Source organism: Ensifer sp. LC384, from assembly GCF_001695865.1.
GTDB lineage: Bacteria > Pseudomonadota > Alphaproteobacteria > Rhizobiales > Rhizobiaceae > Ensifer.
On the sequence record NZ_MBST01000078.1, the window covers coordinates 179284 to 202688 of the forward strand.

The 23405-nt window shown below is 62.3% G+C and carries 18 protein-coding genes, 1 tRNA gene and 1 pseudogene; 14 read left to right on the forward strand and 6 right to left on the reverse strand.

Annotation, left to right across the window (positions count from 1 at the left end):
* The 3 genes from BC363_RS31470 (at window position 1) to BC363_RS31480 (ending at window position 3645) form a co-directional block, all read left to right on the forward strand.
* Window positions 1-1086 (forward strand): glycoside hydrolase, encoded by a 1086-nt coding sequence (locus BC363_RS31470; RefSeq protein ID WP_244519987.1) that lies wholly within the window; start codon window positions 1-3, stop codon window positions 1084-1086.
* Window positions 1087-1454: 368 nt separating this feature from the next.
* Window positions 1455-3401 (forward strand): hypothetical protein, encoded by a 1947-nt coding sequence (locus BC363_RS31475; RefSeq protein WP_065785193.1) that lies wholly within the window; start codon window positions 1455-1457, stop codon window positions 3399-3401.
* Window positions 3402-3426: 25 nt separating this feature from the next.
* Window positions 3427-3645, forward strand: coding sequence for a hypothetical protein (locus tag BC363_RS31480; RefSeq protein WP_065785194.1), 219 nt, complete (start codon window positions 3427-3429; stop codon window positions 3643-3645).
* 389 nt (window positions 3646-4034) lie between these two features.
* Here the strand turns inward: BC363_RS31480 and BC363_RS31485 are convergent, their stop codons facing one another.
* The 5 genes from BC363_RS31485 to BC363_RS31505 all read right to left on the reverse strand — a co-directional run bounded on the left by BC363_RS31485 (window position 4035) and on the right by BC363_RS31505 (window position 9108).
* Window positions 4035-4967, reverse strand: coding sequence for a sugar phosphate isomerase/epimerase (locus BC363_RS31485; protein WP_065785195.1), 933 nt, complete (start codon window positions 4965-4967; stop codon window positions 4035-4037).
* Between the two features lie 91 nt (window positions 4968-5058).
* Window positions 5059-5853: an ABC transporter permease subunit gene (locus BC363_RS31490; protein ID WP_244512809.1), complete on the reverse strand. Its 795-nt coding sequence runs from the start codon at window positions 5851-5853 to the stop codon at window positions 5059-5061.
* 83 nt (window positions 5854-5936) lie between these two features.
* On the reverse strand, window positions 5937-6767 hold the full coding sequence (locus BC363_RS31495; protein ID WP_244519988.1) for an ABC transporter permease: 831 nt from the start codon (window positions 6765-6767) through the stop codon (window positions 5937-5939).
* A gap of 43 nt (window positions 6768-6810) precedes the next feature.
* Complete coding sequence (locus tag BC363_RS31500; protein ID WP_065785198.1) at window positions 6811-7890, reverse strand: ABC transporter ATP-binding protein; 1080 nt, start codon at window positions 7888-7890, stop codon at window positions 6811-6813.
* A 108-nt stretch (window positions 7891-7998) separates the two neighbouring features.
* On the reverse strand, window positions 7999-9108 hold the full coding sequence (locus BC363_RS31505; protein ID WP_083223602.1) for an extracellular solute-binding protein: 1110 nt from the start codon (window positions 9106-9108) through the stop codon (window positions 7999-8001).
* A gap of 342 nt (window positions 9109-9450) precedes the next feature.
* On the opposite strand from BC363_RS31505, the gene fdnG reads away from it, so the two are divergent.
* From fdnG to BC363_RS31550, 9 genes and pseudogenes are all read left to right on the forward strand, one after another.
* Entirely contained in the window at window positions 9451-12546 is a 3096-nt protein-coding gene (gene fdnG, locus BC363_RS31515) for a formate dehydrogenase-N subunit alpha (protein WP_141690507.1), read from the forward strand.
* A complete protein-coding gene (gene fdxH / locus BC363_RS31520; protein WP_065785201.1) occupies window positions 12543-13514 on the forward strand; it encodes a formate dehydrogenase subunit beta in 972 nt (323 codons plus the stop codon). The genes fdnG and fdxH overlap by 4 nt, the downstream gene beginning before the upstream one ends.
* Window positions 13514-14200, forward strand: coding sequence for a formate dehydrogenase subunit gamma (locus BC363_RS31525; RefSeq protein ID WP_065785202.1), 687 nt, complete (start codon window positions 13514-13516; stop codon window positions 14198-14200). Before fdxH ends, BC363_RS31525 begins: the two co-directional genes overlap by 1 nt.
* Window positions 14201-14238: 38 nt before the next feature.
* Window positions 14239-15159 carry a formate dehydrogenase accessory protein FdhE gene (fdhE, locus tag BC363_RS31530; protein WP_065785203.1) on the forward strand — a complete coding sequence of 307 codons (921 nt, stop codon included), beginning with the start codon at window positions 14239-14241 and terminating at the stop codon, window positions 15157-15159.
* A gap of 4 nt (window positions 15160-15163) precedes the next feature.
* Entirely contained in the window at window positions 15164-16564 is a 1401-nt protein-coding gene (selA, locus tag BC363_RS31535) for an L-seryl-tRNA(Sec) selenium transferase (protein ID WP_065785204.1), read from the forward strand.
* Window positions 16551-17345 (forward strand): tetratricopeptide repeat protein, encoded by a 795-nt coding sequence (locus BC363_RS31540; RefSeq protein ID WP_065785205.1) that lies wholly within the window; start codon window positions 16551-16553, stop codon window positions 17343-17345. Before selA ends, BC363_RS31540 begins: the two co-directional genes overlap by 14 nt.
* Window positions 17342-19165, forward strand: a pseudogene (selB, locus tag BC363_RS31545) (selenocysteine-specific translation elongation factor); the annotation flags it as partial. The gene BC363_RS31540 and the pseudogene selB, both read left to right, overlap by 4 nt.
* 114 nt (window positions 19166-19279) lie before the next feature.
* Window positions 19280-19375: transfer RNA gene (locus tag BC363_RS34980), tRNA-Sec, on the forward strand.
* Between the two features lie 14 nt (window positions 19376-19389).
* Window positions 19390-19773: a hypothetical protein gene (locus tag BC363_RS31550; protein WP_065785207.1), complete on the forward strand. Its 384-nt coding sequence runs from the start codon at window positions 19390-19392 to the stop codon at window positions 19771-19773.
* A 142-nt stretch (window positions 19774-19915) separates the two neighbouring features.
* On the opposite strand, the gene selD is transcribed toward BC363_RS31550, so the two are convergent.
* Entirely contained in the window at window positions 19916-20965 is a 1050-nt protein-coding gene (gene selD, locus BC363_RS31555; protein ID WP_065785208.1) for a selenide, water dikinase SelD, read from the reverse strand.
* 413 nt (window positions 20966-21378) lie between these two features.
* On the opposite strand from selD, the gene BC363_RS31560 reads away from it, so the two are divergent.
* Window positions 21379-21918, forward strand: a complete 540-nt coding sequence (locus BC363_RS31560; protein ID WP_065785209.1) for a hypothetical protein — start codon at window positions 21379-21381, stop codon at window positions 21916-21918.
* Between the two features lie 160 nt (window positions 21919-22078).
* Window positions 22079-23395: a hemolysin family protein gene (locus tag BC363_RS31565; RefSeq protein ID WP_065785210.1), complete on the forward strand. Its 1317-nt coding sequence runs from the start codon at window positions 22079-22081 to the stop codon at window positions 23393-23395.
* The last annotated feature ends 10 nt before the right edge of the window (window positions 23396-23405 follow it).

A 23405-nucleotide genomic window follows, 5' to 3' on the forward strand; every position in this document is an offset into this window, starting at 1 on the left:
ATGGTGCTTCTTTGCGCGCTGCTTTTGCTTCTTGCCTTGGAACCGGGCTCGGCGATCGGACGGGACCGAAACCCGGCCGGTATTGTTGGAATCAATCGGGTCAACCTGGCTTGGCTGGCACCGCACGAGCAGGGAAAAATCCTGGGCGACATCGCCGCAAGCGGCGTAACCCACGTGCGGCTCTCCCTGTCGGCCCCGGTCGACCGGAGCATCGACGCGGTCGAAATCGCCCATCGCCTCGGGCTGAAGATCCTGCTGGAGATCCAGCTGAGCAACCCGGATTATTATGCGGATGAGGTGCGCGCCCGCACCGGCTTCGGGCGCATATGGGACATTCGCCGGCTTTCCGACCTCGACCCGGCGAGGTACCGCGAAAACCTCAAGGCGGCGCTTCGACGGATGGACGAGGCCGGCGTCAAGCTCATGGCGGTCGAGCCTGGCAACGAGATCAACTACAGCGCCTATAATGGCGACCTGATCGTCTTTCGAAAGCCTGGTGCTTCGACGCCGCGTCGCGCCTCCGATATTCGCAACAGCATGGCCTTCGAGCGTGGTTTGGCAACCTATGTCGAGATTGCCAGAATTACCCGGCAGGAGCTGAAGGCGACGATCCATAGCAGCGATGCAGCGGTCGTTTCTGCCGGTTTGTCCGACATGAGCGCCGGGGAGGCGGACCAAAGGGGCATGGAACGCCTGGACCCGGAAGAAGTGATTTCGCTCCTTAGACTGCTCGGGCTCGACGAGCATGTCGATGCCTATGGCATTCATGTCTATCCGGGACGCAAGGCAGGGCCGAAGCTTTCCGGCTATATCAGCGAACTCCTTCGTTTCTGCGGGGCGGGGGACAGGGGCAAGCCCTGCTGGATTACAGAGTGGGGGGTGGCAAACTCCGCCCGCTCCTGTCCGCTCGACGATCGAAAGCGCACCGATGCGGTCGCGGCGATCCGGTCCGCCTTTCGAGCCCTCATGTCGTCGGGGCGATTGACGGCCGCTTTCTACTATGACTGGGACACACACGCTGGCTATGGCGTCTGGCGGTGCGGCCATCTCAGTTCTGCCGGGCTCAAGGCGATCGCCCCGAACTAGAGTATTTCCAGGAAAAGTGCGAAACGGTTTTCCGTCAGGAAATGCGTGAAAACAAAGAGCTAGAGCGCTTCTGCGACTCCGTCTCAACCGGAAACACTCTACAGCGCCGCGCGTCAAATCTGACGCGCTAAGGACGCTGTAACACCCTAAACTTGCTGCATAATTTTCTCCTTAAATCGATTCCGATTTAAGGAATTATGCAGTAGGCCGGCGGCAGCAACTCGAAAATCTTCCGCGCGGGTGTCGTCGACAGGTCGCGCGTTTCGCAACACTTCCAACGCGGTTCTTGATACTGTAAGTTGACTTCGTCACGGGCTTCTGAATACTTCAACTTAGGATCGTGTTGGAATCTGATAGGGGGCGGGCGAGTGGATTCAGGCGGCGAACCACAGTCCACTGCATTCTCCCTGCGGACATTTGGCGGTCTGGAGTTGCTCGATGAGCGAGGGCAGGCCATCCCCTTTTCCGAAAAGGCACTGGTGATCCTTGCCTACCTCATTTCGACCGGGCGGCGGACCGCGACCAGAACGGAAGTCGCCGAACTGCTTTGGGGTAGAGGAGCGCCTTCTACGGCATTTACCAATCTTCGCCGGTTGGTCTTGCGGATCAGGAGCCGTCAATCGGAACTCGATGCGCATTTTCTTGCATTTTCCAGCCGCGAGGTCGAGCTCAAGCCATCCTTGCTCAAATGCGATGTTTCGCTGTTTGCGACGGCCGAACCTCAGGGCTCGTTCGATGAACTCAAAACGCTTGTCGACCGGCTCCGATCGGTGTTTCTGGGCGAAACCGACCTTCGCAATCCCCTGTTTGGTCACTGGGTAGCGCAGCAACGAGAGCGGCAGTCGGCCGCGCTTGAGCACGCCCTGCGCACAATGGCGTCTCTGGCCAAGACAGCCGAGCAACGCGCCGTCGTCCAGCAGGCTGCGCTTCACGTTTTCCTGACGGACTCAAACGACCAGATCGCGCGAAAATTCCTGCTGCAGGCCTACGATGTGCAGGGAGAGGTCGATCATCTTCGACGCACGTTTGAACGGCGCAACGAGATGCTCTCATCCTGGATGAAGGAGAAGCGTCAATCGCCGCCGGTCAAGATCGCCGCCCGCCCAGCAACCGTGGAGGCGATCAATCCGGCCGGACTGGATGAACCTCCAACACCTTGCCTGCCGCGCCTGGCATTGCTGCCACCCAGTAACTACAGCCGCGAACCCGCCGCCGCGATGATCGTGACCTCGCTTCTGGAGGACATCACCATCGGCTTCTGTGTGCTGAACAGCGTTCAGGTGCTAGCACCTTATTCGGCTTTGCAGATAAGCCGCAAGACCGAAGGCCAGCTGGCGATGCTTGAACATCATGGCCTGACCTATGTGCTCGAGACGCGGTTGAGCGGCGTGGATGAGGAACTTTCCTTGTTCTTGCAGCTTGTGTTTCTCCCGACCAGCGAGATCGTTTGGGCCGAGCGGCTCAGCCTCGATGGCGCGCGTTTTGCGCAGAACAGACGCGACATATCCGGGCGCCTGGCCCTCTCGGTGGCAAGCGAAATCGAGCGACACAGGATCACGCGATCCAATTTCGATCGGAATCCGGCTGCCTATCACCGCTATCTTCTAGGACGGCAGTTCTTCGACCGCTTGACGCTGCCCAATTTGCATCGCGCCCGAAAGGAGATGAAGGCGGTTTTGCAGGAAAGCGCCTATTTCGCGCCGGCTCTGAGTTCGCTTGCACGAACCTATTCGGAAGAGTGGATCCTCACAGCGCGAGGCGAGGCCGATTTGCTGAAGTCGGCGGAAACCTATGCCTTGCAGGCCATTGAGACGAGCAGCGACATGGCGGATGGTTACCGCGAGCTTGGCGTAGCCAAGCTGCTGCAGGGCGCTCTCGACGAGAGTGTTGAAACCTTGCAGTTGGCGGAGACGCTTAGTCCGCATTATGCGGATATCATCGCGGACCATGCCGACGCCTTGGCCCATTGTTCGCGTCTGGATACGGCGTGTCAGACGATCGAGCGCGCCATTGAACTCAACCCCATAAGCCCGGATTCGTACCTGTGGACGGCGGCGGGCGCCTGTTACGGCCTCGGGCGTTTCGAGGCAACCCTGGGCTACATCGACAGAATGGCAGATGGCAGCCTCGCCGACCGGCTGGCGGCCGCGAGCTGGGCCATGCTCGGCCATCGCGACAAGGCACAAACGTTCGTTGCGAGGACGCGCGAAACCCATCCTGAATTTGACGTGGACAATTGGCTGTCCATCGTGCCGATTAAGGAAAAATGGCACAAAGACATCTATCGTGAAGGTCTCAAGAAGGCAGGCTTCTGAGAATGGAAACCAGGGGGAAGTATGTATGGCAAAAGTCGCTATCTTAGGCCTCGTCGGCGAGGAGGGGCTTTACATTGTTGACCTGGAGGCGGGGACGGTTGCACCGATGACGGTGCCGGTCAAAGGCGCCTTGCAGGCCGTCGTTGACCTTCAGAAAGCCGGAGGCTCGGTTATCAAAGGCGTCAGCGTCGCGATTTCCGTGAAGTCGGCCGAGGATATCTCGAACGGCCGGTTCGACGGGTAAACCGGTTCAGGCGGATGCGTTCACCGCATCTCATGACGGTGCGGAAGGCCGCAGTGGGCAATGGCGCGAGTATTGCCCGCTGCGTTCATGGCGGAAAGCCTATTCTATCGGGAGGTGGTGCACGATCCCTCTGGTGGCGTGCTATATCGCGCTAAGGCCGGCGTTCGACGCCATCGGCTCTTGCCCAGACGTCCTGCGCCCGCGCATTGGAGAACAAGGCTTAAGCCAAGCCATCGACTTCAGCCCCGTCGTTTACTCCTGGCCGATAGCCTCCGCTCATCCCTCACAGAACGCTTTGAGCATTTGGTCCGTGAATGGTTTCGTGAGGTATGAGATGGCGGTTCCCTCCTCGGTTCGGTCCGAATGGACAACCTACTGAAAGCTCACATCTAGGCGACCTTGCTCCGGCCACCGCATCCTTTTGTCTGGGCCCGGCTGGCAAGTCCCCGGGTGAAGTCGACACATTCCCGTGCCACATGCCAGTAACGCGGGTCGAGCTCGATATTGAAGACAACACCTTCAGGAAACACGCACTCCTCAAGGAGCTGCGTCCAGGGAATGTCGCCCCATCCGACCGGCAGATGCAGGTCGCCGTTTCCGTAGGCCAGGCGCTCGCCTTGGGTGTAGACCCAGAGATCGTCTTGCCGGCCGAAGCTGTCGTGAACGTGCAGATGACGGGCCACCGGCGCCAGTGCCGCAATCTCCTCCACGAAGCTTTCCCTGCGCCCATCGGCATCCAGCTTGATATAGCTGTGGCTGAAATCGATCGTCGCCATGATGTGAGGATGATCGACGATCGCGATCTCCTCCGCCAGCCGTTTCGGGCTGGAGGCGTGCTTCCAGCCGTCGTATTCGAACAGGGTTTCGACGCAGATGATCAGGTTGCGCTCGCGGGCAAGCTCAGCCGCTCGGGTCAGCAGTTCCCGTTGGCGGGCGTAGGCGTCGCCGAGCTTCGCCGGCTCGGTTTCATGTGTCAGGCCGGAATGAAGGACATAGTGAAGGGCGCCAACGGCCTGCGCGACGTCGAGCGATGCTTCAAGCACCTCAAGATGGCGAGGCGCGCGCGCGGGCTCATCCATGAGGTTGATCGCCAACGGACCGTGCACGGAATAGGCTACCGACCGCCCGGCACAGGCGTTTTGCAAGGTTGCGAGTTGGGGCGCCCTGATACGTCCGCCGATCACGAGGTCGTAGTCGAAGGTCGGCAGTTCGATGAGATCGACGCCCAATGCTTCGATCTTGTCGAGCTCGTCGCCAAGGTCTGACAGGTCTCCGGCCCGGTTTCTTGCCGATATGCCGACAGCGAAAGCACCGTGTTTCAACGATCATTCTCCATTATGTCTAAGTGACAGCGGTTTGCGCGTCGCGGCCGCCAGGGCTTTGACGCGGTTTCATGAGCGAATGCGGTGCCGACTAACGTCCCGCCCCCGGGGTGCTGCGTTTGCGGTGCCGTACGACTTCCCAGAGCACCGCACCGATAACGGTGGCCACCATCATCATGAGACCGAGCGCATTGATGACCGGGGTCAGACCTGCGCGAACCTTCGACGCGATGAAGATCGTAAGCGGTGTCTCGGTTCCACGAACGAACAGTGTGGTGTTGTAGTTCTCGAACGATTGCAGCAATGCGATGAAGCAGGCGCCGACGAGCGCCGGCCGCAGGAAGGGCAGCAAGATCCGGCGAAACACATAGACGCGGGACGCGCCGAGCCCGAGTGCCGCGTCTTCCATCGTTCTGTCGAAGCGCTGCAGCCGCGCGGCCACCATCAGCATGACGAACGAGATGATGAAGCTAGACTGGGCGAGAATGCTGAGGGCGACGCCGCCGCCAACGCCCACCTTGCGCCAGAACAGCAGCGTGGCGATGCCGATGACGACGCCAGGCGTGAGCAAGGGCGATACCATCATGGCATAGAGGACGCTGCGGGCGCGGCCATGCAGGCTCGTCAGCACCAGGGCGGCGGCCGTTCCGACAGGCAGCGAAATGGCGATGACGCCGGCGGCGATCACCGCGGAACTGCCGAGTGCCTTCAGTATTTCGCCGTCGCGAAACAGCGCAGCGATCCACATGTCCGTCGTCCCGAGCCAGGGAACGATCGTGGGGAAGCTGCTCCTGTTGAACGTTGCTGCTGCCAGGATCAGGAGTGGAAGGAGAAGATAGGTGAGGAAGAACACGAAGTAGAGGCGAAAGGCGAGACGCGGCAGCACGTCCGGCAAACGAGACGCTAAGAACCGATGACGAAGCGGAGATGCAGGCTTGTGTGAATTGGCGGTCGCTATGGGCATATCAGTCATTTGACCGCACTCGTAAGATTGACTTGGAACAACCGCAGCATCCCGAGCACCGCGACAAGGCAAAGCACGAGCAGCGTGACGCCATAGGCGGCGCCGCGGTTCCAGTTTCCGCTTTCGAAGAACCAATCGTAGATCAGCTGCGTGAACCATCGGCTGCCCGGCGCGCCGAGCAGCGCCGGCGCCATGTAGCTTCCGGCGGCCAGCATGAATGTGAAGACGCAACCCGTCGCGATGCCCACCTTGGCATGGGGAAGAACGACCCGGCGATGGATGCGCAATGTCCCGGCGCCAAGGTCGCGGGCCGCGTCGATTTGCGCGTGATCGAGCGTGCTGACGGAGTTGTAGATCGGCAAGAGCATGAACAGCAGATAAGCGTAGGCCATGCCGGCCAGGACGCCGCCGTCGCCATACCACCGGACGGGTTCGCTGAGCAGCCCGAGATGGACAAGCGCCGCATTCAGCGGGCCGTCGAAGGCCAGGATGATGTACCATGCAAGCCCGCGCAGGACCTCGTTCATCAGATAGGGTACGGTCAAAAGCACAAGCAGAGCGGACGTCTGCCTTGGTGTGGAAACCTGTCCCAGCCAATAGGCGAGGGGATAGCAGATCAGGAACGTCAGCACGGTCACGAGCGCGCTCGACCAGATCGTCTTCAGGAAGATCCAGCCATGCGACGGGTGGTGCCACAGGTAGAGGAAGTTATCGAACGAATAGCCATCCTTCGGCCCGCCGAGCTGCGTTGCAGGCAGGTTCGGTCGAAGGGCGAAGTCGAGCATGGTCAGGTTGGGAACGAGGACGAGGCCGGCCAGCCAAAGCAGTACGAGCAAAATGAAGCAGGCTCCGAGAGGCCTACCGAAGCGCTGGGTGATCTCATTCATGGGCGAGAACGACCGCGTCTTGCCGAGAAAAGCCGGCCACAAAGGACTTGCCGATGTCGGGTGCCTGGCCGAGGTGCTGATGCGGGATTGCCAGCTGGACGCTGAGCGGATCGCTGTCATGCGGAACGACCGCATGCGCCGTGGCGAAGGCGCCTTCGAAGTCGAAGCGCTTGGATATGGCGACCAGACGGTTTTCGGTTTCCTGCCGATCGACCGAAAGCGATTCCGGGCGAACATACAGTCGTGCTTTCATCTGCGGCCGAAGGGTCGCGCTGCGCCGTCCGACAAAGCGCCCATGTGCGCCTTCAAGAACCGCGTAGTCGCCGAAGGTGTCGATGACGGTCCCGGACATGATGTTGTTCTCGCCGACGAATTCGGCGACGAATGCGGTCGCGGGGTTGGTATAGAGTTCAAGCGGCTCGCCCACTTGCTGCAATTCGCCGGCACTCATCACCGCAACGCGGTCGGACATCGCCAGCGCCTCCGATTGATCGTGGGTGATGTAGATGAAGGTGACGCCGGTGCGCTTCTGGAGTTCGCGAAGTTCGGCGCGCATCCGCTGCCGTAGCTTGAGGTCCAGCGCAGATAGCGGCTCATCGAGAAGCAGCACCTTGGGCTCGATCGCCAGTGCGCGGGCGATAGCAACACGCTGTCTTTGTCCGCCTGACAGTTCGTGCGGCATGCGCTCGCCGTAGCCAGGCAGCGCGATAAGCTCCAGCAAGCGTTCGGCTTCCTGGCGTCGGCGGGCCTTGCTCATGCCGCGCACTTCCAGGCCGAACGCGATGTTTTCCCACACCGGCATGAGCGGGAAGAGCGCCAGGGACTGGAAGATCATCGCCGTCGAGCGGCGGTTGGCCGGAACATCGCGCATGTCCTGGCCGTCGATCAGGATCTTGCCCGAGGTCGGCTGGAGGAAGCCCGATATCATCCGCAAGAGCGTGGTCTTGCCGCAGCCCGACGGGCCGAGGATCGAAAAGAACTCCCCCGACCTTACTTCGAGGGACATGCGCCGGATCGCCAGGCTGGCGGCAAAGCGCATTTCGACATCAAGCAGGCTGACGGTATTGGTCATGGCATCAAATATTCCTGGGAATGAGGGGATGGGCGACGCTCGCCTTCAAGGCTTGCGCCGCCAATCGTATGTGCGTCGCGCTCGCGCGCGTTGCCTGACGGAAAAGCGTCAGGCGCTGAGGAAACGGTCCTGGTATTCGGTGCGCAGTTCCACGAACCAGCTTTCCTGCACCGGCCACCACCACAACTTTTCGAGCGCGTCGCCCGGATAGGCCGTTTCGAAGAAGGCCTTGGCGTCGGCAGGCAGCAGCGCTTCTGCACCCTTGGCGGTCGTGTTGACCTTGGCGTGACTGGCGTACATGGCGCCCGCTTCGGGTGTCAGCATCCAGTTGATGAACGCGTAGGCCTGATCGATGTTTTTTGCGCCGACCGGAAGGGAGATGCCTTCCATCCACGCAAGCGCGCCTTCCTTCGGTGCGATATAGCCGATGGGCATGCCTTCCTGCTTCAGGCCGGCCGCCGTCGAATCCCACGTCTGCCCGAGGATGCAGCCGTTGGTGCGGAAGGCACCTTGCGCCTCGTTCTGGCTCGACCAGAACTGTGCAACATTCGCCCTGCGGGCGAGTGCTTCTTCAAGAACCACATCGTAGTTGGCACGCATCGCTTCCGGATCTTTGAAGCTGTCCAGGAAAGGCTTTGGGAGCTTGCCTTCCTGTTCGAGCCACAGCGCCAGGCCGACAAGGGCCGAATGCCCGCGGACCGTGACCTTGCCGGCCATCTCCGGCTTCCACAGATCGCTATAGGAGGCGGTGCCGTATTGCAGCGGCGCCTTTTCCGTGTCGAACGCGATGGCCTCCGTGCCCCAATCGGTCGGCACCTGATAGCGCTTTCCGTCGACCACTGCGCCGAGTGTCTCCGAACTCTTCACCGCGCTTTCGATGCAACGGTCCCATTCGACCCGCTTTTCGTCGATCGGCTGAACGAGCGAGGCTTCGACATAGTTCGGAACACGGTCGAGCGCTGGCCAGATCACATCGAACCCCTCGCCCTGATTGACCTTCATCAGGCTGAGGATTTCATCGTTGGTGCCGTAAGGCGTGTAGCTTGCCTTGATGCCGGTCGCCTTCTCGAATGCCGCGAGCATTTCCGGCGAAATATAGCCGGCCCATGCGCTGATCCGCAGTTCACCGGAACTTGCTTGGGCCGAGGCACTGCGCGCGACGAACGGCGCGCACACCAGCGAGGCAAGTGCGCCGCTCAGAACTGTTCGCCGCTTCATGTGGAAGGAATGTCTCGTTGTCGCCGGTTTATTTTGTACCATGGTGGCACGCTCCTGAATTTGGGTCTCATCCGGCAGAGGCGGGATGAATTTACAGGCGGCGCCTAGCACCCCGATGTAACAGCGAGACGACAGGGGAGGCATGGGACCTGATACCGACAGGCACCCGAAGGAGGCGGAACGCCGCTTCCATGTCTGTTGCCGGAATCGCGCCGCCAATTGGCCGTTTCGCGCGAAGAAGCGCTGTCGGCGCGTCAACAGTTGCGCAGGCGGCGCACCTTGACTTGCTGGCGCCGAGCAATAGACTCCAGCACACGAAGTATCGGGAAAGGGAGGCCATCTATGAACATAGACCTCTCGCGGCGCAGCTTTCTGAAGCTGGCCGGAGCGGGTGTCGTGGCAACTTCCGTCGGAGCAATGGGCTTCGGCGAATCCGAGGCGGCGGAAATCGCGCATGTGCGTGCTTTCAAGCTGAAGACCACGACCGAGACCCGCAACACCTGCCCGTACTGTTCCGTTGCCTGCGGCGTCATCATCTATTCGAAGGGCGATCCTCGAAAAGGCGAGACGGCGGACATCGTCCATATCGAAGGCGACGCTGATCACCCCACGAACCGCGGGACGCTTTGTCCCAAGGGGGCGGCGCTCAAGGACTTCGTCAAATCGCCGACCCGCCTCCAACATCCGATGCTGCGCAAGCCCGGTTCCGACACCTTCGAGCGGATCTCCTGGGACGATGCTCTCGATCGGATTGCCCGCCTGATGAAGGACGATCGCGATGCGAACCTGCTTGCGGCCAACGCCAAGGGCATACCGGTCAACCGCTGGACGACCGTTGGCATGCTGGCGGCATCTGCAACAACCAATGAAACGGCCTGGGCGACCTTCAAGTTCGCCAAGAGCCTGGGAATAGTCGGTTTCGATAATCAGGCACGCGTCTGACACGGCCCTACGGTGGCGAGTCTCGCCCCAACATTTGGCCGTGGAGCAATGACCAACTCCTGGACCGACATCAAGAACACCGACCTCGTCGTCGTCATGGGCGGCAATGCGGCCGAAGCCCATCCCTGTGGCTTTAAATGGGTCACGGAAGCCAAGGCTCATCGCGGCGCGAAGCTGATCGTCGTCGATCCGCGCTACACCCGTACCGCATCGGTCTCGGACTACTACGCGCCCATTCGCCAGGGAACCGACATCGCGTTCCTGAACGGCGTCATGAAGTATTGCATCGACAACGACAGGGTGCAGTGGGAGTACACGAAGGCCTTCACCAACGCAGCCTACCTGGTGAAGGATGGCTTCGGCTACAAGGACGGCCTCTTCACCGGCTACGATGCGGAGAAGCGCGACTACGACCGTTCGACCTGGGACTATGTGATCGGCGACGACGGCTTCGTCGTGACCGACCCGACGCTGCAGCACCCCCGCTGTGTGTGGAACCTGCTCAAGGAGCATCTGGCGCCCTACACGCCTGAAATGGTCGAGCGCATCTGCGGCACGCCGAAGGAGAAATTTCTGAGGGTTGCCGAGATGATCTCGGAGTGTTCGACGCCGACAAAGACGATGACGTCGATGTATGCCCTGGGCTGGACCCAGCATTCGCACGGCTCGCAGAACATCCGCGCCATGGCGATGCTGCAACTGATCCTCGGCAATATCGGTGTGCGCGGCGGCGGCATGAACGCCCTTCGCGGCCACTCCAACATCCAGGGCCTGACCGATCTCGGCCTCATGTCGCACCTGCTCACCGGCTACCTGACGGCGCCGACCGAGAAGGACGAGGACTTCGAAACCTACATGTCGACGCGGCAGTTCAAACCGCTTCGGCCGGGCCAGACAAGCTACTGGCAGAACTACCGCAAGTTCATGGTCTCGTTCCAGAAGGCCATGTGGGGCGACGCCGCGCGGGCCGACAACGACTGGGCCTTCAATTACCTAGCCAAGCTCGATGTGCCATCCTACGACGTGCTGCGCGTGTTTGAGCTGATGCATGCCGGCAAGGTCAACGGCTATCTCTGTCAGGGCTTCAACCCGCTGCTCGCCTTCCCCAACCGTGCCAAGAACACCAAGGCTCTCTCGAACCTGAAGTGGCTTGTCACCATGGATCCGCTGGAAACGGAGACGGCGCGGTTCTGGGAAAACCACGGCGATTTCAACCCGGTCGATACGGCCTCGATCCAGACCGAAGTCATTCAGCTGCCGACGACCTGTTTTGCCGAGGAGGACGGGTCGCTGACGAATTCCGGCCGCTGGCTGCAGTGGCACTGGGCTGGCGGGACGCCGCCGGGCGAAGCCAAGCACGATACCTATATCATCGCCCAGATTTTCCTGCGGATGCGCGAACTCTACCGCACGGAGGGTGGCGCCTTCCCCGACCCGATCCTCAACCTGTCATGGGACTATGCCGACGAGAACGAGCCGACGGCCGAAGAACTCGCCAGGGAGATCAACGGGCGAGCATTGAGCGATGTCATGGACCCGGCCGATCCCACCAAGGTTCTCGTGCCGGCCGGAAAGCAGGTGGTGAACTTCTCGCAGCTTCGCGACGACGGCTCGACCATGTCCGGCTGCTGGATCTATTCCGGCTGTTTTAACGAGCAGGGCAACAACATGGCTCGCCGGGACAATCACGACCCCGACGACACCGGAACCTATCTCGGCTGGACCTTTGCCTGGCCGCTCAACCGCCGCACGCTCTACAACCGCGCCTCGGCCGACCTAGAGGGTAAGCCCTGGGATCCGAGCCGCAAGCTGCTCGAATGGGACGGTGCCAAGTGGACAGGCTATGACATTCCCGACATTGCGCCGACGGCCAAGCCCGGAGATGTCGGCCCGTTCATCATGAACCAGGAGGGCACCGCGCGTCTGTTCACCCGCGGAATGATGCGCGATGGCCCGTTCCCCGCGCATATGGAGCCGTTCGAATCGCCGGTTGCCAACGTCTTCAATCCGAAGATGCGCGGCAATCCGGTCAGCCGTATCTTCGAAGATGACGCCAAGCAGCTGGGGCTTTCGGACGAGTTCCCCTATGCGGCCACATCCTACCGGCTCACCGAGCATTTCCACTTCTGGACCAAGCACAACCGCGTCAACGCGGCGCTGCAGCCGGAATTCTTCGTGGAGATTTCCGAGGAACTGGCGCAGGAGCGGGGCATAACCAACGGCGGCTGGGTCAGGGTCTGGTCGAAGCGCGGCGAGGTCAAAGCCAAGGCAGTGGTGACCAAACGCATCCGGCCGCTCATCTGCGACGGCAAGCCGGTTCACGTGGTCGGCATCCCCCTACATTGGGGGTTCACCGGTTCTGCGAAAAAGGGTTTCGGCCCCAATTCGCTGGTTCCCTTCGTCGGCGATGCCAACATCGAGACGCCTGAGTCCAAGGCTTTCCTCGTCAATATCGAGCCTTCGACGCCGCCAAAGGACAAGGAGGGCATAGCGTGATGGATAGCCCGCGCACCGCCGTCAGCAACCCGCCGGTCCAGCCGATGGAGAGCAACCTCACGCAGCGCGATCTCGTTCGCCGCTCCGCCACGAGCGAGCTGCCGCCGCCGGACCGGCAGCTGACGCCGGTCGCCAAGCTGATCGATGTTTCCAAATGCATCGGCTGCAAGGCCTGTCAGTCGGCGTGCATCGAGTGGAACGACACGTTTCCGGATATCGAGGAGAATGTCGGGGTCTATACGAACCCGCATGACCTGACCGAAAACATGTTCACGCTGATGCGGTTTACCGAATGGGTGAACCCGGAGACGGACAATCTGGAATGGCTGATCCGCAAGGACGGCTGCATGCACTGCGCCGATCCGGGCTGTCTCAAGGCCTGCCCTTCACCGGGCGCGATCGTGCAATATTCCAACGGCATCGTCGACTTCATCCATGAAAACTGCATCGGTTGCGGCTACTGTGTGAAGGGCTGTCCGTTCAACATTCCCTGTATCTCGAAGGTCGATCACCGCGCCTACAAATGCACGCTCTGTTCCGACCGCGTCGCGATGGGGCAGGGGCCGGCCTGCGCCAAGGCCTGTCCGACACAAGCGATCGTGTTCGGCACGAAGGACGACATGAAGAAGCATGCGGACGAGCGCATCGCCGATCTCAAGTCGCGCGGATACGCCAATGCCGGCCTCTACGATCCGCCCGGCGTCGGCGGGACCCATGTCATGTATGTCCTGCATCACAACGACAAGCCGCATATCTATGCCGACCTGCCGGACGACCCGAAGATTTCCGCCGTCATCGAGGTGTGGAAGGGCGTGACCAAATATACCGGCCTTGCGGCGATGGGGCTGGCGGCTGCGGGCGCGATCCTGCACGGCCTGTTCGGCAAGGCGAACCGGGTCGAGCCTGAGGACGAGGTCAGTGCCGAAAAGCTCGTCGAGGAAGCCGAGGATCTCAGGGAGGGCGCCTGATGCCCAGGTCGAACGATGTGCAGCCCGAAGACACGATCCATCGCGGCCCGCCGGTAACAGTCGGTCGTTACGGACCCGGCAAGCGCCTCAACCATTGGATTACGGCTTCCTGCCTGATCCTGCTTCTGCTGTCCGGCCTCTCCATGTTCCATCCGTCCCTGTTCTTCCTGACGGACCTGTTCGGCGGCGGCCAGAACACGCGCATGCTGCATCCCTGGATCGGGGTCGTTCTGTTCCTGAGTTTTTTCATTTTCTTCGCGCAGCTCTGGCGAGCCAACCTGCCGAACAGGACCGACGCGCAGTGGGTCTCGCAGATCGGCGACGTGGTCAACGGTCATGAGGAACGGCTGCCGGAGATCGGCAAGTACAATGCCGGACAGAAGTTCATCTTCTGGGGTATGGCGTTCTTCATCATCGTGCTGATCGTCAGCGGCATCATCATCTGGGACCAGTATTTCGGCGAGGCAACGCCCATCGACGTCAGGCGCATTGCCGTGCTGACCCATTCCGTTTCTGCGGTGCTGATCATCCTGCTCTTCATCCTGCATGTCTACGCCGCGATATGGACCCGCGGTACGCTGCGGGCGATGACGCGGGGCTCGGTCACCGGCGGCTGGGCCTGGCGCCACCATCGCAAGTGGCTGAAGGAACTTGCTGGACGGGGCCGGATCGATCCGGCAGAATAACGACAAAACAGCGGTGGCCGGTCGGCTCGCGAGGTGCAATGTCGATATCGTCCGTGCAGCCCGATCCCGCGATGATCGGTGGAATTCCCAAGGCTCCTTTCGTTTTGATGCACAACCCGACGCGTCTTTTCAGGGATCGCGCCGCGCGTTTCAAAGTGCTGGCGGAAAGCAGCCGGCTTGCTCCCTATTTGCGCTTCCTTGCAGACATCGCAGCGATCCAGGACGACCTCCTGTCCAGCTTGCCGCCGTTGCAGCCGATTTCCGGGGAGCAGCGCGAGCGGGCGCGCGACAATGCGATGCCGCCGATCGATCGCTCGACCATGGGTGCCTCCGCCGATTGCCGGGACACGGTCAGGCAATTCCTTGCGCGGGCGGAGCAACTGGAAATGCCCAAAGCGGCGGTCGAAGCGCTTGCCCAGATCGTTGCCACCGACAACGAGACGCTGGGGTGGATGATCGACAATATCGCCGCCGACAATCTGCCGGCGGAGAGCCTTGCACATCATCTCTTCGTTGCCGCGGCAGTGCAGATCCATGCGGTGCGCCTTGCCGCGGGACTCGATCCTGGTCACCTCGTGCCGGTGAGCATCGGCGTCTGTCCCGCCTGCGGCGGCAAGCCCGTCGCTTCGCTGGTGGTCGGTTTCCACGGCGCGGAAGGAACCCGCTATGCCGTGTGCGCCTGCTGCTCCACCAAATGGAACGAAGTCCGGGTCAAATGTCTCTCCTGCGGCTCGACCAAGGGCATCGGGTACCGCGCCGTCGAAACCGGTGACGAGGAGGCCACGGTCAAGGCGGAGGTTTGCGACAGCTGCCACGGCTGGACGAAGATCATGTACCAGAACAGGAACCCGGCGCTCGATGCCGTCGCCGACGATGTCGGCAGTCTCGGCCTCGACGCGCTGATGAAGGATACCGGATACAAACGCGCGGGCTTCAATCCGTTCCTGGTGGGGTACTGACGGAATGGGTGGGCTTGCCGAACTCCGCACCCTGCCGTCCGTCGACCAGATGTTGAAGGCTCCCGCCGTCGCGCCGCTTGTCGAGCGGCATGGCCGGGTGGTGGTGACCGAGGAGCTGCGCCTCGTGCTCGGCGAAATCCGCGAGATGGTTCGCGGCGGCGGCTTGATCCCCGATGCGGACGGCGTCATGGCCTCGCTTGTGAGCCGGCTCGAATACCGGGATCGCTCCAATCTGCGCCCGCTCTTCAATCTCACCGGCACCGTGTTGCACACCAATCTCGGCCGTGCCCTCCTGGCCGAGGAGGCGATTGCCGCTGCCGTCGATGCCATGCGCGAGGCGGCGGCACTGGAGTTCGACCTAGATACGGGTCGGCGCGGCGAGCGCGACAGCCACCTGCGCGACTTGCTTTGCGAGCTGACGGGCGCCGAGGATGCGACGATCGTCAACAACAATGCTGCCGCCGTGCTGATCGCACTGGGCACGGTTGGCGGCGGACGGCAGGCGATCGTCTCGCGCGGCGAACTGATCGAGATCGGCGGCGCCTTCCGCATGCCCGATATCATGGAGCGCGCCGGCGTTGCGCTGGTTGAGGTCGGCACCACGAACCGCACCCATGCCAGGGACTATCGCCGGGCGATCGGGCCCGACACGGCGCTGATCCTCAAGGTTCATACGTCGAACTACCGCATCGAAGGGTTTACGGCCGAAGTCTCCGGAGCCGAACTCGCGGCGATTGCGCACCAAGCCGGCCTAGTCCTCCTCAACGATCTCGGCTCCGGGACGCTCGTCGACCTCTCGAGGTATGGTCTTGGCAAGGAGCCGACGGTGCGCGAAGCCGTGGCCGAGGGCGCGGATCTCGTCACCTTCTCGGGCGACAAGCTGCTGGGCGGACCGCAGGCGGGCTTTATCGTCGGCCGTCGCGATCTGATCGCCGAGATCAACCGGAATCCGCTCAAACGGGCCTTGCGGGTCGACAAGATCCGCATTGCGGCGACGGCGGCGACATTGAAGCTTTACCGCGATCCCGACCGGCTCGCCTCCCGCCTTCCCACGCTGCGCATGCTGGCGCGACCGCAAGGCGAAATCCGTGCCCAGGCGGAACGGCTCGCGCCCGGGGTGGCCAGGCTTCTTGCCTCGAGGGGCTATCGGGTGGAGATTTGTCATTGTACGAGCCAGATCGGATCGGGTGCGTTGCCAGTCGACACGATCGCCAGCGCAGGCCTCAGGGTCGAGGCTACGAGCGGCAGCGCGCTCGAAGCGCTCGCGGCGCTTTTCCGCTCCCTTCCTCGCCCGATCCTTGGCCGCTTGCAGGACGGGGCTCTCATCCTCGACCTTCGCTGCCTTTCCGACGAGGCGCAGTTCCTGAAAAGCCTGTCCGAGGGCGTGGGACATGCACTGGCTTGATCGTCTGACAGGGCATAGCGCCGACCCGACCTCGGCAACGGACGAGATGGCGCAAGCCCTGGCTGCAGCCCGGAACGGGGACCACGAGACGGCGCTGCGCCTATGGGAGCCGTTGGCGCGATCGGGTGTCGCGCGGGCACAGAACAATATCGGCGCCTGTTTTGCCGAGGGGCTCGGCGTACCGCAGGACCGGGAGCTGGCGCGGACGTGGCTGCGGCTGGCAGCGGACGCGGGCGATCCCGTTGGCGAACGCAACTATGCGGCCCTTCACATGCAGGGCGTCGATGGCACGAACGGCGACTACGGTATTGCCGCCGACTACTATCGCCGCGCTGCCGAGAAGGGCGACGCGCCGGCGCAGGACATGCTGAGCTGGATGCTGCTGGAAGGCGAAATCATGACGCCCGATCCGGCCGAGGCGCGCCGCTGGGCCGAGCGTGCCGCTAACGCCGGCATTGCTTCCTCGATGACCCGGCTCGGCATGCTCTATCACAACGCTTCGGGCGTCGAGCGCAACCCTGAAAAGGCCGTCCACTGGTGGCGCCGGGGTGCCATGGCGGGCGATGCCGATGCGCAGGCGATGCTTGGCGCCGCCTGTCATATGGGGGCCGGCACGGCCCGCGACGGTGTCGCAGCGCTCGCCTGGCTGATCCGCGCGACCAATGGAGGCAGTGCCCTGGCGCAACCTTTCATCGGGCCGGTTCGCGAAAACCTGTCGCCCGGCGAGATAAGCCTGGCCGAGGGACGCGCCCTCCAGCCTCTTGGGGAAGAGCGGCCATGATCGTCGGAACCGCCGGCCATATCGACCACGGCAAGACCAGCCTGGTGAAAGCCCTGACCGGCATCGACACCGATCGCCTCAAGGAGGAGAAGGCGCGCGGCATCACCATCGATCTCGGCTTTGCCTATGCGAAGTTTGCCGAAGCGGTCACCGGATTCGTCGATGTCCCGGGCCATGAGCGCTTTATCCATACGATGCTCGCCGGTGCCGGCGGCATCGACTACGCCCTTCTCGTCGTCGCGGCGGATGACGGCATCAAGCCGCAGACCCTCGAGCATCTGGCCATCCTCGATCTGCTCGGCGTCGAAAGGGGATTGGTCGCGATCACCAAGGCCGATCTTGCCGATGCGGAGCGGTTGCAAAGCCTCGGTGCGGAGATCGGCGATGTGCTTTCCACAACGAGCCTTCGCACCGCCGAGATCCTTCCCGTGTCCGCCGCCACGGGCCTTGGTATCGCCGAGTTGAGAGACCGCCTGGCCGAGGCCGAACGCGCCACGGTGAAAGAGAGAGCGGCGGGCCGGTTCCGGCTTACGGTCGATCGCAGTTTCATTCTTTCGGGCGCTGGAACGGTGGTCACCGGAACGGTTCTTTCCGGTTCGGTTGCGGTTGGCGACAACGTGATGATTTCGCCATCCGGGCAGGAAGCCCGCGTGCGCTCGATCCATGCCCAGGACCAGCGGTCGGAGCGCGGGGTCGCCGGTCAGCGCTGCGCGCTCAATCTCGCAGGCGACGGCATCTCCAAGGACAAGGTCGGCCGCGGCGACGCGGTGCTCGACCCCTATCTGCACGCGCCGACCGCCCGCATCGATGCGGAGCTGTTTGTGCTCAAGGGCGAGCCGAAGCCGGTCGGGGAATGGTTTTCCGCACGCCTGCACCATGGCAGTGCCGAAGTCGGGGTCCGCATCGTGCCGCTCCAAAACCCCGTAGGTCCCGGAGAGCGGGCGAAGGTTCAACTCGTCCTCGATCGGCCGATCGCTGCCGCGGTCGGTGATCGCTACATCCTGCGCGACGTTTCGGCCCGGCGCACCATCGGCGGCGGGTGGCTTCTCGATCTGCGTGCGCCGCTGCGCAAGCGTCGGGCACCCGAGCGGATTGCCTATCTCGATGCGGCGGGCGCCGCGGAAACGAGTCCGGCGTTTTCTGCGCATCTGCATACGCCGCCCCATGTCGTCGATCTTGACGCCTTCGCGCGCGACCGGGCCGTATCGGAGGAAGAACTGCGCGAGGCAATCGACCTTTGCCGCGCCGTCGTGGTCGAGGGCGGGCATGTGCGCCATGCCCTGTCCAGGGCGCGATGGGACGACTTGACGAAGGACGTCGGGCGGTTTCTCGCCGACTTCCATGTCGAAAATCCTGACCTGCAGGGGATCGGACGTGAGCGCCTGCGCCTGCAGGTCACGCCGCGACTGCCGATGTCCGCTTTTCTTTTCGTGCTCAGGCAGGAACAGGCCGCCGGGCGCCTTGTGCTCGAGGGAGCCTTCGTTCGCCTGCCGGGTCATGAGGTTCGTCTGAGCGAGAGCGAAGAGGCGTTGTTTGAATGTATCTTGCCGCATCTCGAAAGCGAGGAGCGCTTTCGCCCGCCGCGCGTGCGCGACCTTGCCGACTTGCTTGGCGTCGACGAGCAGGAGATCCGGCGCGTGCTGAAGCTGTGCGCAAGGCTCGGGCGTGTCGACGAGATCAGGCGCGATCATTTCTTCATTCGTTCCTCCACCGCGGAAATGGTTGAAATCATAAGAGATATCGCAGCGAGGGCCGAACGGGGCGAATTTGCCGCCGGTCTCTTTCGGGATCGCGTGAACAGCGGTAGAAAGGTGGCGATCGGGATTCTGGAGTTCTTCGATCGCCAGGGAGTGACGCTCCGGCGCGGTGATATCAGGCGCGTCAATCCCCATAGGCTCGACCTTTATGGCGGAGCCACGCCCGAGGTGAAGCAAGGAAGAGATTCGTCCCCGGTGGGGCGTCCGGACTTCAAATCCGGGTGGGGCAGCGAGGCTGTCTTGGGTGGGTTCGACTCCCATTCTCTTCCGCCATCGGGAGATCGTTGATGGCACATGCGCCATGCAATACCGACTTCGATGACTGGATCGTTTCCGCCTATGGCGAGGCGGGCGCGTTCACCATGCTGTTCGTGCTGCTGGCGGTCGGCGAGACCCGGGTCGACCTTCTGCGCTCCGCCTATCTTCATGTCGTCGGCGACGATACGCGATGGCAGGACATGATCGCGCTTCTCGCCGGCGCCGGCGTGCACTGGTCCGGTGTCGTGTTTTACCGCGCCGGCCCGGAAGGGCTCGTCGAGGACCATGTCGCCAAGGGCCGGCTGGCTTCCCTTGTTCGCAATCTCAACGAGGATCGGTCGCTGATCCGTGAGGGGGAGTTCTTCAATGCCGACGGATTGCGGCTGTCGATCGAGGAGATCAAACCTCACTGATCTCCCGTCTTGACTGCTGTCCTGATCGACCGCTCCGGTGCCACTTGCGCTGACACCAACGTGCGATTGCGCTGGCATGCTCCTTCAAGGTTGCTCTACCAACGGGATGCTGCGGCCCGTTGTTCCATCCCTCGCTTTTCTCTCAGGCGCGAACCTCCACTTGCACAGGGCCGGACCGCGTGTGGCCGACGATGGCGGCGAGCGGATAGCCTGCGCCTTGGATCGTCTTGACCAGGCTGTCTGCGCTGGCGGCATCGCAGGCAACCAGAAGCCCCCCGGAGGTCTGCGGGTCCGCAAGCAGAAGACGCTGCCAATCCGGCATACCGTCGGGCAAACTGACTTCGCCTCCGTAGCTCGCCCAGTTGCGCTCTGAGGCGCCGGTGATGAAGCCTTGCCGGGCAAGCGCCTCGGCCTGCGACAGGAAAGGAATGCCTGCGAGGGAAAGAGACACCGTCAAATCGGACGCGCGGGCCATTTCGAGCCCATGACCGAGGATGCCGAAGCCGGTGACATCCGTCAGCGCATGGACATGCGGATCGGCGGCAAGCTCGGAGCCGATCCGGTTGAGAAGGGTCGTCGAGGCGATCATCTCCTCATAGCACGCCTGCGGCAGGGCCTTCTTCTTGAAGGCGGAGGAATAGATGCCGACCCCAATACCCTTGGTGAGGATCAAGGCGTCCCCCGGCTTCGCGCCGCTATTGCGCCGCACCTGTTCCGGGCGACAGATGCCGATGACGGCAAGGCCGTAGATGGGTTCGACCGAATCGATCGAATGCCCGCCTGCGACGGGGATGCCGGCCTGCGCGCAGATCGACGCGCCCCCTTCAAGGATCTTGCCGATGGTCTCGGCGGAAAGCTTGCTGATCGGCATGCCGAGGATCGCAAGCGCCAGGATGGGCGTGCCGCCCATGGCGTAGATGTCCGAAATCGCGTTCGTGGCGGCGATGCGCCCGAAATCGTGCGGGTCATCCACCACGGGCATGAAAAAATCGGTGGTGGCGATGATGCAGGTACTGTCGTCAACCTGCCAGACGGCCGCGTCGTCGGCCGTGTCGTTGCCGACGAGCAGTTGGGAGAAGGGCGTCATGGCCGGTTGACTGGCGAGAAGCCGCTGCAGAACCGAGGGCGCGAGCTTGCAGCCGCACCCACCCCCATGGGCAAGTTCCGTCAGACGGGGTTCAAGAGATGTCATGTGTCCTCCCGCGTAAAACACTTTGCTCGTTCAATCCTACACGTTCGCCGGCCGCCGGGCAGAGACCGCTGATCGCGGAGGCGCGGGTAGACGATCCTTGGCAAGTTAGAACGATGTCGCGCGGGAGCAAGGTCGCGTCATCGGTTCTGTGCGATATGTCTGTCCGGCGGGCGGGCTTGTCACGTTATCGGCAAGGCGCCAGTCAGGGCTGAGCCTCGACCCGGAGGCTTCGGTGGCAGCGTCTTCATTTGCTGCGACGGTTTGACCCGTGGGATCGAAGCCTGCAAAGTTCGGGAATGTTGTGATCTTGGATAACAGGACGTTGAATCCTTGCCTGTATTGGATCATGCCTGCAACTGCCGATCGGCGATCAGCCGGACAGGGAACGGCCCTGGTAACGGTCAATTGGAGTAATGATTTTGTTCTCAAGAGTTTTTCTGCGTGCCCTTGCCGTCCTGGCCGTTTCAAGCCCAGCTGCGGCCCTTGCATCCGACGACGTAGCGGCATTTTATGATGGTGCTCTCTGCAGCCCGCCCTACACGATGCAATCGGCAACCGAGCTCTATGACGCTGCCGAGAAGCTTACGAAACCCGACACGTCGTTGCTGACGGCCTATGTCTACAAGCTGCCCTCCGACATAGGGCGCGATGGCTTTAAGACCAACGAGGTTATCTTTGCCGGCAGCTCCGTCGGCGTCCTGATCGAAGGCGCGCGGGCGGACGAACTCGCGGCCCGCTACCAGCTGGAGCGGGAAAAAAGCAGCATTCTCGGCACGTCCACCAAGGGCTATGCGCGCGTATTGCCGGAGACCGAACAGCCGGCGACGGAAATGGGGATCGTGTCGATCGTTGCGCGCGAAAGCGAGGCCATACCGGGCAAGACCTTGCTTGCATGCGAGTTCGTGTCGCATGCCGATCTGGAAGCGCTCAAGAACATCGAAGGCGGCAACTAGCACCAAGCGACGGCCCGGTCGACAGGGTCGTCCGGGCGCATTGCGGGATGCAGGCGGAGTTACGAAGATCGGCTGCATCCCGTCTGACTTGCGCGGCCAGAGCATGTTAGGCTGATCGCAATAGCAACAGCGCGAGGCGCGACGCGCCCGAAGGGAGATCATGTCCGGTTCGGATGGCAGTATTTTCGACTATCTCGGGATACTGGCTGTATTTCTGCTTGTTGCCGCCAACGGCTTTTTTGTTGCGGCTGAATTCTCCCTGGTTTCCGTTCGGCGCAGCCGCGTGACCGAGTTAGTGGCGCGGGGGCGAACGAACGCCAGCGCGCTCCAGCATGCCGTCGACAATCTCGATGCCAACCTGGCTGCCACTCAGCTCGGCATCACCATATCGTCGTTGGCGCTCGGCTGGGTGGGTGAGCCGGCTCTGGCGCATCTGATCGAGCCGCTCTTGAGCGGCTTGCCGATGGCATGGGCGTCGTTCGGCTCGCATGCGATTGCAGTCGCGATTTCCTTCATCATCATCACCGCGCTCCACATCGTGCTCGGAGAACTGGCGCCGAAGAGCCTGGCGCTCCAACGCAGCGAGGGCACGGCCCTTGCTGTCGTGCGCCCGCTCGCATTTTTCCTGTTTCTGTTGCGCCCGGCCATTCTGGCTCTCAACGGCCTCGGCAATCTCGTTCTTCGACTGGTCGGCCTGCGTCCAGGTACCGGCGAGGCGTCGTTGCATTCGCCCACCGAACTGAAGCTGCTTGTCGCCGAAAGCCAGGAGGCGGGTCTACTCGATGTCGCCCAGCAGGAACTGGTCGAGCGGATCTTCAACATCGGCGACCGGCGGATTTCCGATTTCATGACGCCGCGCATGGAAATCGACTGGATCGATGCCGACGATACGCGCGAGGAAATCCTGCGCACCATTAGGGATTGCCACCATGAGCAGCTCCTGATCGGCCGCGGCGGCATCGACTATCCCCTAGGCATGGTGCTGAAGAAGGATCTGCTCGATCAGTTGCTCGACGGCCATACGCTCGATCCGATGAAGGCGATGCGCGAGCCGCTTGTGCTGCATGAATCGGCGCGCGTCTTCCGCGTCCTCGAAACGTTCAAGACCGCGCCCGTTCGTCTGGCGATCATCGTCGATGAATATGGCAGCCTCGAAGGCATCATCACCCAGACCGATCTCCTCGAGGCGATCGCCGGCGATTTGCCGGATACGGAGGCGAACGAGCCGGATATCGTCACCCGTTCGGACGGCTCTTTGCTGATCGAAGGGCTGATGTCGGCGCACGACGCCTTCGAGCGGCTCGGCATTTATCACAGGCCGGAGGGCGACTTCCACACCATTGCCGGCTTTGCGCTGCAGATCCTCGGCCATCTTCCGCACGTTGGCGAAACCTTCGACTTCCAGGACTGGCGCTTTGAAATCATAGACATGGACGGCATGCGCATCGACAAGATCCTGGCATCGCGCAAGGAGTGACGCGCCTGCC

Coding starts and splice junctions, on each gene's coding strand:
- BC363_RS31470 (WP_244519987.1), top strand. CDS start 1: ATGGTGCTTCTTTGCGCGCTGCTTTTGCTTCTTGCCTTGGAACCGGGC.
- BC363_RS31480 (WP_065785194.1), top strand. CDS start 3,427: ATGGCAAAAGTCGCTATCTTAGGCCTCGTCGGCGAGGAGGGGCTTTAC.
- BC363_RS31500 (WP_065785198.1), bottom strand. CDS start 7,890: ATGACCAATACCGTCAGCCTGCTTGATGTCGAAATGCGCTTTGCCGCC.
- BC363_RS31505 (WP_083223602.1), bottom strand. CDS start 9,108: ATGAAGCGGCGAACAGTTCTGAGCGGCGCACTTGCCTCGCTGGTGTGC.
- BC363_RS31525 (WP_065785202.1), top strand. CDS start 13,514: ATGCCCAGGTCGAACGATGTGCAGCCCGAAGACACGATCCATCGCGGC.
- fdhE (WP_065785203.1), top strand. CDS start 14,239: ATGTCGATATCGTCCGTGCAGCCCGATCCCGCGATGATCGGTGGAATT.
- selA (WP_065785204.1), top strand. CDS start 15,164: ATGGGTGGGCTTGCCGAACTCCGCACCCTGCCGTCCGTCGACCAGATG.
- BC363_RS31540 (WP_065785205.1), top strand. CDS start 16,551: ATGCACTGGCTTGATCGTCTGACAGGGCATAGCGCCGACCCGACCTCG.
- BC363_RS31550 (WP_065785207.1), top strand. CDS start 19,390: ATGGCACATGCGCCATGCAATACCGACTTCGATGACTGGATCGTTTCC.
- selD (WP_065785208.1), bottom strand. CDS start 20,965: ATGACATCTCTTGAACCCCGTCTGACGGAACTTGCCCATGGGGGTGGG.
- BC363_RS31560 (WP_065785209.1), top strand. CDS start 21,379: ATGATTTTGTTCTCAAGAGTTTTTCTGCGTGCCCTTGCCGTCCTGGCC.
- BC363_RS31565 (WP_065785210.1), top strand. CDS start 22,079: ATGTCCGGTTCGGATGGCAGTATTTTCGACTATCTCGGGATACTGGCT.